Annotated in this window: 10 protein-coding genes and 1 tRNA gene; 5 read left to right on the top strand and 6 right to left on the bottom strand. The window is 47.7% G+C overall.

Translation table 11 applies throughout. From position 1 onward, the window contains the following. Positions 1-1,928 (top strand): aminopeptidase N (gene pepN, locus ACTHUE_RS05850; protein ID WP_440423107.1); only part of this gene is annotated, 1,928 nt, incomplete at its 5' end. A gap of 184 nt (positions 1,929-2,112) precedes the next feature. Here the strand turns inward: pepN and porB are convergent. The 6 genes from porB to ACTHUE_RS05820 form a co-directional block, all read right to left on the bottom strand. Then, positions 2,113-3,174 carry a trimeric porin PorB gene (gene porB, locus ACTHUE_RS05845; RefSeq protein ID WP_070843479.1) on the bottom strand — a complete coding sequence of 354 codons (1,062 nt, stop codon included), beginning with the start codon at positions 3,172-3,174 and terminating at the stop codon, positions 2,113-2,115. 388 nt (positions 3,175-3,562) lie between these two features. After that, positions 3,563-4,576: a ketol-acid reductoisomerase gene (ilvC, locus tag ACTHUE_RS05840; RefSeq protein WP_070459226.1), complete on the bottom strand. Its 1,014-nt coding sequence runs from the start codon at positions 4,574-4,576 to the stop codon at positions 3,563-3,565. A 61-nt stretch (positions 4,577-4,637) separates the two neighbouring features. Next, entirely contained in the window at positions 4,638-4,931 is a 294-nt protein-coding gene (locus ACTHUE_RS05835; RefSeq protein ID WP_070583491.1) for a putative quinol monooxygenase, read from the bottom strand. A 66-nt stretch (positions 4,932-4,997) separates the two neighbouring features. Next, entirely contained in the window at positions 4,998-5,489 is a 492-nt protein-coding gene (gene ilvN / locus ACTHUE_RS05830) for an acetolactate synthase small subunit (protein WP_003685820.1), read from the bottom strand. Between the two features lie 10 nt (positions 5,490-5,499). Beyond that, positions 5,500-7,227, bottom strand: coding sequence for a biosynthetic-type acetolactate synthase large subunit (gene ilvB, locus ACTHUE_RS05825; RefSeq protein ID WP_107792551.1), 1,728 nt, complete (start codon positions 7,225-7,227; stop codon positions 5,500-5,502). 389 nt (positions 7,228-7,616) lie between these two features. Next, positions 7,617-7,701: transfer RNA gene (locus ACTHUE_RS05820), tRNA-Leu, on the bottom strand. A 285-nt stretch (positions 7,702-7,986) separates the two neighbouring features. Between ACTHUE_RS05820 and ACTHUE_RS05815 the strand changes: the two genes are divergently transcribed. The 4 genes from ACTHUE_RS05815 to ACTHUE_RS05800 all read left to right on the top strand — a co-directional run. Further along, positions 7,987-8,658 (top strand): SCO family protein, encoded by a 672-nt coding sequence (locus ACTHUE_RS05815; RefSeq protein ID WP_107792550.1) that lies wholly within the window; start codon positions 7,987-7,989, stop codon positions 8,656-8,658. A gap of 82 nt (positions 8,659-8,740) precedes the next feature. Then, on the top strand, positions 8,741-9,394 hold the full coding sequence (gene hisG / locus ACTHUE_RS05810; RefSeq protein ID WP_036473098.1) for an ATP phosphoribosyltransferase: 654 nt from the start codon (positions 8,741-8,743) through the stop codon (positions 9,392-9,394). 48 nt (positions 9,395-9,442) lie between these two features. Next, positions 9,443-10,168: an oxygen-insensitive NADPH nitroreductase gene (nfsA, locus tag ACTHUE_RS05805; RefSeq protein WP_107792549.1), complete on the top strand. Its 726-nt coding sequence runs from the start codon at positions 9,443-9,445 to the stop codon at positions 10,166-10,168. Positions 10,169-10,239: 71 nt separating this feature from the next. Further along, on the top strand, positions 10,240-10,732 hold a 493-nt coding region (locus ACTHUE_RS05800; protein ID WP_440402950.1), incomplete at its 3' end, for a histidinol dehydrogenase.

The following is a 10,732-nucleotide window of genomic DNA, read 5'->3' as shown; positions in this document are numbered from 1 at the left end:
GGGACGAAACACGCTTCGGTTTGGAATACGACTTGGATATTTTCATGGTCGTTGCCGTGGGCGATTCCAATATGGACGCAATGGAAAACAAAGGTTTGAATATTTTCAACACCAAGTTTGTGCTGGCCAACAGCTGTACCGCGAACGCTACTGATTTTGAAGGCATCGCATCTGCTGTCGGCCACGAATATTTCCATAACTGGACGGGCAACCGCGTGACCTGCCGCGATTGGTTCCAATTGTCGCTGAAAGAAGGTTTGACCGTATTCCGTGATCAAGAGTTTTCTGGCGACCGAGCCAGCCGCGTGGTACGCCGTATCGACAATGTCCGCATGCTGCGCTTGTTCCAATTCCCTGAAGATGCGGGCCCGACTGCGCATCCTGTCCGCCCGGCCAGCTATGAAGAGATGAACAACTTCTACACCATGACCGTTTATGAAAAAGGTGCGGAAGTGGTGCGCATGTATCACACCTTGCTTGGGGAAGAAGGCTTCCAAAAAGGCATGAAGCTGTATTTCCAACGCCACGACGGTCAAGCTGTGACTTGTGATGATTTCCGTGCCGCAATGGCAGACGCAAACGGCATCAATCTTGATCAGTTTGCTTTGTGGTACAGCCAAGCTGGCACGCCGGTTTTAGATGCTCAAGGCCGTCTGAAAGATGGAGCGTTTGAATTGACCATCAAACAAACCATTCCGGCCACGCCCGATATGGCGGACAAACAGCCGATGATGATTCCGGTCAAAACTGGTTTGCTGAACGAAAAAGGCGAAGCGGTTGAGTTTGAATATCAAGGCAAACGGGTGAAAGAGGCGGTTTTGGTATTGACCGAGGCCGAGCAGATTTTTGTCTTGGGCGGTGTCAATGAGCCGGTTATCCCGTCTCTGCTGCGTGACTTCTCTGCACCGGTTACCCTGAACTATCCATACAGCGATCAAGAATTGGCGACTTTACTTGCGGCAGATGAAAATGAGTTTGCCCGTTGGGAAGCTGCTCAAACCTTGTACCATCGTGCCATTAATGCCAACCGTCAGGCATTGGCGGAAGGCCGTCCTTTGCCGGAACACAAAGCATTGATGGATGCTTTGGCTTTGGTGGTTTCCGGTGACTTTGATCCAGCATTCCGTGCCATTTTGCTGCAAATGCCGTCTGAAACCGATGTATGGGCGGAAGAAGAAAATATTGACCCGATTCAGGTTCATCAAGCGCGAGAAGCCTTGCTCAATGCTGTTGCCGTCAAGTTCCTGCCTCAATGGCGCGAGCTGAACCGTCAAGCTGCCGAGCAAGAAAATCAAGCCGATGCTGCTGTTCGTTATGAATACAGCCCAGAATTGGCCGGCTGGCGTACTTTGCGTAATACTTGTAGGGCATTCGTTCTCCGTGCTGACGCTGCGCATATCGAACACGTTGCGGAGAATTACGAAGCAATGGCGCAAAACATGACCCACGAATGGGGTATCTTATCTGCAATCAACAGCAATGAAAGTGAAATCCGCGATCGTTTGTTGACACAATTTGCCGATAAATTCGCCGATGATGCTTTGGTAATGGACAAATACTTTGCCCTGATTGCCTCAAGTCGCCGTAAAGATACTTTACAGCAAGTTCAGACGGCCTTGAATCATCCTAAGTTCAGTATTGAAAACCCAAATAAAGCCCGTTCTTTATTGATGAGCTTCAGTCGTAATATTCCGCACTTCCATGCAGAAGACGGCAGCGGCTACCGCTTTGTAGCAGATAAAGTGATGGAAATTGACCGCTTTAATCCGCAAGTTGCCGCTCGACTGGTGCAGGCTTTCAACATCTGCAACAAATTGGAAGCCAACCGCAAAGCCGTTATGACTAAAGAGTTGCAACGCATCCATGCACAAGAAGGTTTGTCCAAAGATGTGGGCGAGATTGTTGGTAAGATTTTAAATGAGAAATAAAGCTTGTCTGTTGAACTTATTGTTATTTGGCAATAAGGATAGATAGACTAAAGGCCGTCTGAAACTGATTGGTTTCAGACGGCCTTTTTATATACAACGCTTAAATTAATTTTCGTTGAGGGTAGGGCATAAGAATAAAAAAGAGCCTGCATAAAACAGGCTCTTTTTCATACTAATCCAAAGATTAGAATTTGTGACGCAGGCCAACAGTGCCAGCAGTTTTCTCGTATTTGTAGTCGCCTTTGCCTTCTTTCAACCAGCCGGCAGAAACCAGAGCAGAAGTGCGTTTAGAGAAGTCGTAGTCAGCACCAACGATAACTTGGTTGTAAGCGCTGTTCTCTTGTTTCACGCCTTCTTCTTTAGCTTTGAAGCCGTGAGCGTAAGAAACACGAGGAGTTACGTTGCCGAAGCGGTAAGCAGCAGTTGCACCAACTTCAGTACGTTCGTTTTTCTTAGCACCAGCTACGTCAGCTTTGAAGCCTTCGTATTGACCTACAACAGCAACCATCAGGTTGTTAGCATCGTAACCAGCAGTCAGACGGTGAGCTTGGTGATCTTTGTAAGTACCAGCAGCCAAATTATTGTTGCGGTTGAATACTTTCAAGTAATCAGCAGTCAAGTCAGCACGTTTAGCATAAGAACCAGCATAGCGACCGAAGAAGCCAGAGTTTTCGTAGTTCAGACCCAAGTCGTAAGACTCGCGGCTTTTCACAGTGTGAGTATATTTGTCGCTAGGGTTAGCATTGTCACGTGGTTGGTATTGTACGCTTGCGCTGAAACCACCAAATACAGGGGTATCGTAACGTACAGATACTTTACGAGAATCTACACGTTTGATTTTACCCAATTGCAGAGCATCTTCGTTAGCTGCACTAGATTCCCAAGGGTCGAAGCTGTCGCTGCTGTTGCTCAGGGCATTATCCAAGTTACCGGCACGAATTTTACCGAAACCGCCTTCCAAGCCCAAGAAAGATTCACGGTTAGCGAAACCAGAGTCACCACCGGCGATAGAAGTTTTTTGTTCAACTTGCCAGATAGCATTCAGGTTGCTACCCAAGTGTTCGTGGCCTTTGAAACCGATGCGAGAGCCGAAGTCAGCAATCTCAGTAGCAGTTTTAGAAGAAGTCTTACCCTCTTTTACTTTAGAAATTTCTACGCCAGCTTTAATTTGACCGTACAGAGTTACGTCAGCCATAGCTGCAACAGGCAGGGCAGCCAGAGTCAGGGCAATCAGGGATTTTTTCATTGCTGTTTTCCTTTTTTAAGTGTGAAGAAGCGAGCATTCGTTCTTCTTATTACGATATCGTTCTGTTTCAACGATTCCATGACCATAATATAAAGGTTATGGCTTAAGAAAACAAATTTTCCTCTTGTTTTAGGCGTATTTTTGTTGGGAAACGTTGTTTTTTGCAGACAGAGTAGGTATAGAAAATAGTCGTTTATTTCGTAATATGTTTTTTTAAAAGGAAATTTTAGGAGAATCATGAAAGACAGTTTATAGAGGTTGGGGGTAAATGTTGTTTATATTGTCTTCAGACGGCCTTGTTGAGTGAGGTTTATAGTGTATTGGGTTTTAAAATTATAAAAAAACCTGCCTGAGTAATCAGGCAGGTTTCATTTGCTTGAAAGACAGATTAGTTTTTGTCTTGGTCAACCAGTTTGTTTTTAGCGATCCAAGGCATCATAGAACGCAGTTGTGCACCCACTTTTTCAATTTGGTGGTCGGCGTTCAGACGGCGACGGGCAGTCATGCTGGCGTAGTTGGTTGCGCCTTCTTGGATGAACATTTTCGCATATTCGCCGCTTTGAATGCGGTATAGCGCTTTTTTCATCGCAGCTTTGGTTGCAGGAGTCACTACTTCAGGGCCGGTAACGTATTCACCGTATTCGGCATTGTTGGAAATGGAGTAGTTCATGTTGGCAATACCGCCTTCGTACATCAGGTCAACGATCAGTTTCAGCTCGTGCAGACATTCGAAGTAGGCCATTTCTGGAGCGTAACCGGCTTCAACCAAAGTTTCAAAGCCGCATTTCACCAATTCAACTGCGCCACCGCACAATACGGCTTGTTCGCCAAACAGGTCGGTTTCGGTTTCTTCGCGGAAGTTGGTTTCGATTACGCCGCCTTTAGTGCCGCCGTTGGCTGCTGCGTAAGACAGGGCGATGTCTTTGGCTTTGCCGCTTTTATCTTGGTAAACGGCGATCAAGGAAGGTACGCCGCCGCCTTTCAGGAATTCGCTGCGTACGGTGTGGCCTGGGCCTTTAGGGGCGATCATGATAACGTCAAGGTCGGCGCGAGGTACGATTTGGTTGTAGTGTACGTTGAAGCCGTGAGCGAACGCCAATACTGCGCCTTCTTTCAAGTTAGGATCGATTTCGTTTTTGTATACGATAGGTTGGTTTTCGTCAGGCAACAGAATCATTACAACGTCGGCTGCTTTAGTTGCTTCAGCAACGGTGCGCACGTCGTGGCCGGCTGCTTCGGCTTTTTTCCAAGAGCTGCCTTGGCGCAGACCGATTACGACATTTACGCCGGAATCTTTCAGGTTTGCTGCGTGTGCGTGACCTTGTGAACCGTAGCCGATGATGGCAACGGTTTTGCCTTTGATCAGAGAAAGGTCAGCGTCTTTATCGTAATAAACTTGCATTTTATTTCCTTAGTGTAAGAGGGTTCCGGATAATCCGGGTTGAGTTAAAAGTAATAGGGGATTAGGCAGGGACTTGGTTCATCAAGACGATTTCCAATGCTTCGGTTTTTCCTTCGATGGATTTGACGAAGTTTTGGAAATGTTCGCTGGCATTGTGCTCATCAATAGCTGCTTGGGATTTCCAGCTTTCTACGAATACGAAACGGTTGGGTTTGCCGATTTCTTGGTGCAGGTCGTAGCTGATGTTGCCTTCTTCTGCACGGCTGGCTTTGACCAATTCTTTAAATTGGGCAGCCAGAGCCTCGGTGTATTCGGGTTTGACGGTAACTAATGCAACGATTTGGATGCTTGACATATTTGTCTCCTACTGTTTTTCAGACGGCCTTTGTTGAAAGTAAAAGGCCGTCTGAACGATACAGCGTTAAATTTTCAAAATGCGCTCGCCACGACCGATACCGGCTGCGCCTGTGCGTACGGTTTCCAAAATTTGGGCGCGACCGACTGTTTCGAGGAAAGAGTCGAGTTTTTCGGTGGAACCTGTGATTTCGATGGTGTAGCTGCGGTCTGTTACATCAATAACGCTGCCGCGGTAGATTTCGGTCAATCGCAGGAATTCGTCGCGGTCTTTGCCGACGGCGCGGACTTTTACCAACATCAGTTCGCGTTCGACAAAACGGCTTTCGTTCAAGTCAACCACTTTGATAACTTCAATCAGTTTGTTGAGTTGTTTGGTGATTTGCTCGATAACGTGTTCGTCGCCATGAGTAACGATGGTCATGCGAGACAAGGTTTTGTCTTCGGTTGGCGCAACAGCCAAGGAGTCGATATTGTAATCGCGTGCGGAGAACAAACCTACCACACGGCTCATCGCACCTGATTCGTTTTCCATCAGAATAGATAAGATATGTCGCATTTTTCTCTCCTTACGCTGACAATGTTTCGCGCATATGCGGCGGCAGAACCATCTCGTCCAAGCCTTTGCCGTTGCCGACCATAGGCAGTACGTTTTGTTTCTTATCAGTCAAGAAATCGAGGAATACCAGGCGGTCTTTTTGGTTTAATGCTTCCAGCAACGCGCCTTCTACATCGGATTTCTTGTCCACACGGATGCCGATATGGCCGTAGGCTTCAGCCAGTTTGACAAAATCAGGCAATGAGTCGAAATAGGTTTCCGATTCACGGTTGCCATAATAAAGTTCTTGCCATTGGCGGACCATGCCGAGGTAGCCGTTGTTCAGGGTAACGACGTTAACCGGAACTCGGTATTGGAAGCAGGTCGACAGCTCTTGGATGTTCATCTGAATCGAGCCTTCGCCGGTGATGCAGAATACATCTTGATCAGGAGCGGCCAGTTTCGCACCGATGGCATATGGCAAGCCTACGCCCATTGTGCCTAAACCGCCGGAATTGAGCCATTGGCGCGGACGCTCGAATGGGTAATATTGTGCGGTAAACATTTGGTGTTGACCAACGTCGGAAGTAATGATGGCAGAATTATTGGTGATTTCGGCCAGTTTTTGAATGACGTATTGCGGTTTGATGATTTCGCTTTCATTATCAAACCACAGGCAGTTGCGCGAACGCCATTCTTCGATGCTTTTCCACCATTTATCCAATGAGTCGGCAGCAGGTGCAGATTCTTGCTTGCCCCACAATTGAATCATTTCGGACAATACGTTTTTCACGTCGCCGACAATCGGGATATCCACTTTGACACGTTTGGCAATGCTGGACGGGTCAACGTCGATATGAATAATCTTTTTGGCTTTTTCAAAGAATTTGGACGGTACGGAAATCACGCGGTCATCGAAGCGCGCACCGATTGCCAGTACAACGTCTGCATTCTGCATGGCGAGGTTGGCTTCGTAAGTACCGTGCATACCCAGCATACCCAAGAATTGGCGGTCGCTGGAAGGGTATGCACCCAAGCCCATCAATGTACCGGCACAAGGAGCGCCGATCATACGGACAAATTTGGTCATTTCCTCAGAGGCATTGCCCAAAACTACACCGCCGCCAAAGTAAACAATAGGGCGTTTGGCGGAAGCCAGCATTTGTACGGCTTTTTTGATTTGACCAATGTGGCCTTGTACAACCGGTTGGTAAGAGCGGATGAAGATGTCTTCTTGCGGATAGCTGAATTTAGCCATCGCTTGGGTGACATCTTTAGGAACATCGACAACAACGGGACCCGGACGGCCGCTTGCGGCGATTTGGAAAGCTTTTTTGATGGTGTCTGCCAACTCAGCGATATTGGTTACCAAGAAATTGTGTTTGACACAAGGGCGGGTAATGCCGACTGTATCCACTTCTTGGAATGCGTCTGTCCCGATAAGGGAGTTGCCCACCTGGCCGCTGATAACTACCAACGGAATAGAGTCGCTGTAAGCAGTGGCGATGCCGGTCAGCGCATTGGTCACGCCTGGGCCGGAAGTCACCAAGGCAACGCCGACTTTGCCGCTGACACGGGCATAGGCATCTGCCGCGTGTACGGCTGCCTGCTCGTGGCGAACCAGGATGTGCTTGAATTTATTGAGTTGGAAAAGGGCATCGTAGATTTCGATAACCGCGCCGCCCGGATAGCCGAATACATACTCGACACCTTCGGCTTTGAGACTTTGCACGATGATTTGTGCGCCTGATAATTGCATATTGACCTCTTTTATATGGCCTCAAACCAATAGGAACAATCCGCCTCACCACAGCACCTGTAATGCAATTCCACCAAGCAGCGATTTAGGGTACGCGCACTGAGGGAATACGATGACAGTCAGACTATCCAATCAATTGGGAAGAAACACAGAGTTTGTGAAAAAGAGTAGAAACGATAACGCAATCCGACTGTACAAGCAAGACAAAATCTTTCATCTTTTAACGTTTAAGGAGTGAAAATAGATTATCGTTTGATTTTAAAGAAATAAAAAAACAGTTTTATTGAGCTTGATGTGGGGAGATTGTTGACAGTTTGAGTAAGGAGAAGGTTTTTGCAAATGAAGAATAGCAAAAAACCTCTTGACCGAATCAAGAGGTTTTTTTAATTTGGTGCCCAGGGTCGGACTCGAACCGACACACCTTGCGGCGGGGGATTTTGAGTCCCCTGCGTCTACCAATTTCGCCACCTGGGCTAGCGAAGAAGTCGTCATTATAGCGAGTTCTCAAATCTTGTAAAGCAGTAATTGAAAAAAAATTGGATTATTTTTATATTTGTTTGATTTTTAATGAATTAAACTTTTTACGTTTGATGGCTATCTAAATGGAAGGCAGATTTTTAAAACAAAAAAAGCAGTATTTATCTGTAAAAAGGGCTATATTTAATGTGTCAAACGCGTTAATATGAAGATGTTTTGTTTTTATATCGGCCGGGCGGTTGTTTGGCTTCACTTAATTTGAAACGGTTTTGGAGAAAATTTATGCTTTCCGTTACACGAACTTTCCTACTCAGTGCTTTTGCGTTGGCTGCTCTGGCTGCTTGTCAGCCTAAAGAAGAGGCTAAAGAGGCTTCTTCGACACCTGCCGCTTCTGCCGCTTCTGCTGCGCCTGCTGCTTCCGGTGAGTCTGCGCCCAAAGTGCAAGCGCGCGGTACCGATATGCGCAAAGAAGATATTGGCGGTGATTTTACATTGACCGATGGCGACGGCAAACCTTTCAGCCTGAGCGACTTGAAAGGCAAAGTGGTTATCCTGTCTTTCGGTTATACCCACTGTCCTGACGTATGCCCGACCGAGTTGCTGACTTACAGCGATACTTTGAAACAATTGGGCGATCAGGCTAAAGACGTGAAAGTAGTATTTGTCAGCATCGACCCGGAGCGCGATACGCCTGAAGTAATCGGCAAATATGCCAAACAGTTCCACCCTGATTTTATCGGCCTGACGGCTACCGGCGATCAAAGCCTGCCTGTCATCAAACAGCAATACCGTGTGGTATCGGCTAAAGTTAACCAAAAAGAAGACAGCGAAAACTATTTGGTCGACCACTCTTCAGGTGCATATTTGATTGATAAAAACGGCGAAGTGGCGATTTTCTCGCCTTATGGCAGCGAGCCGGAAACGATTGCGGCTGATGTGAAAACTTTATTGTAAAACCGTAGTTGGGGCCGTCTGAAATGGGTTGTGGATTTCAGACGGCCTTCTTGTTTTTGATACGGCAAAGGAGAAGAAAAAAATGACCGACACACTTTTAACGATTGCTTTATCCAAGGGGCGAATTTTTGAGGAAACCCTGCCGCTGTTGGCCGCCGCCGGTATTGTGCCTGCAGAAGAGCCGGAAAAATCGCGCAAGCTGATTATTGGCACCAATCATGACAACATCCGTCTGGTGATTGTGCGCGCGACCGATGTGCCGACTTATGTGCAATATGGTGCGGCAGATTTCGGTATTGCCGGTAAGGACGTGCTGATCGAGCATGGCGGAGATGGCCTGTATCAACCTTTGGATTTGCACATCGCCTCATGCCGCATGATGGTTGCGGTGAAAAAAGGTTTTGATTACGCCGCTGCGTCCAAACCCGGCAGCCGCTTGCGGATTGCTACCAAATATCCCGACATCGCCGCCGAACACTTTGCCGACAAGGGTGTGCATGTGGACATCATCAAGCTGTACGGCTCGATGGAGCTTGCGCCTTTGGTCGGTTTGAGCGATGCGATTGTCGATTTGGTTTCCAGCGGCAATACTTTGAAAGCCAATGGTTTGGAAGCTGTGGAACATGTGGCTGATATTTCCAGCCGCTTGGTGGTCAACAAGGCGGCCTTGAAAACCAAATATGCGCTGTTGAATCCGATTATTCAGGCATTTGAAAATGCCGCTAAGGCCGTCTGAAAAGTTTTTGGCAAAAACTGTCTGCCAACCCAGTTTGAAAGCCCCGTCATGATGCAAAGCAAACCGACACTCGATACGATTCTTTCCCATCGTTCTATCCGCAGGTTTACTTCCGAACCGATTGCCGATGAAATCCTCGATACGCTGGTTCGTGCCGGGCAGCAGGCTTCGACTTCCAACAACCTGCAATGCGTTTCCATCATCCGCGTATCGGATCTTGCGCTGAGGCAGGGGATACATGAAGCGGCTGGAAGCGCACCTTATATTGTCCATTGTGCGGAATTTTTACTGTTTTGCATCGATTTTTCCAAACACAAGGCAATGTTTCCCAATGCGCAAATTGATTGGGCGGAGGTAACCCTGATTGGTGCGGTCGATGCAGGCATTATGGCGCAAAACGTATTGCTTGCCGCCGAATCGCTTGGGCTGGGCGGCGTGTATATCGGCGCGTTGCGCAATAATGCGCAAAAAGTGTCGGACGTATTGAATCTGCCGGATTATTGCGTGCCTTTGGTGGGGTTGTGCCTCGGTTATCCCGATCAAGACCCGCCGCTCAAACCGCGCCTACCTAAGGAAATGGTGTATGCCGAAAACGCCTGTCCGAGCCTGAATGCCGATGCCGTTGAAGCCTATAATCAGGCAGTAGCGAATTATTATGAGCTACGCAAGGGTAGCCCGATACCTTGGAAAGAATCGCTGGCCAAAACCTTGGGTAATCCTGTACGGCCGCATATGTTGGCGTTTTTGCAGAAAAAAGGTTTTTTGAAAAGATAATGTTCAGACGGCCTTTGAGTGATTGAGGCCGTCTGAAAACAATAGGAACGAAACAAGGAAGAGAGCAAACCATGAAGAAACTCGACACCCAATCCCCTAATTTTCAAGCCGAACTCAAATCGTTACTCGCTTTTGAAACCGCGCAAAATCCTGAAATCGACCGTATTGTTGCTGACATCTGCGCCGATGTTCAAAAACGCGGCGATGCGGCGCTGATTGAATACACCAACCGCTTTGACGGTACATCCGCTCAAACCATCGACGATTTAATTCTGACGCAAGACGATTTGCAGTCTGCCTTTGAGCGTTTGCCTGAAAACATTCAGACGGCCTTGAAAACGGCCACGCGACGGGTGGAAAGCTACCATAAACACCAAAAAATGGAGTCGTGGACTTACGAAGACGAAGACGGCACGCTTTTGGGCCAACAGATTACGCCGCTTGACCGTGTCGGTATTTATGTTCCGGGCGGTAAAGCCGCTTATCCGAGTTCCGTCATCATGAACGCCATGCCTGCCCACGTTGCCGGCGTGAAAGAAATCATCATGGTCGTTCCCACTCCGA

The organism is Neisseria sp. P0021.S005, assembly GCF_051956955.1.
Note: the sequence above shows the minus strand (reverse complement) of the source record. Positions and strands in the feature narration are given on the sequence as shown.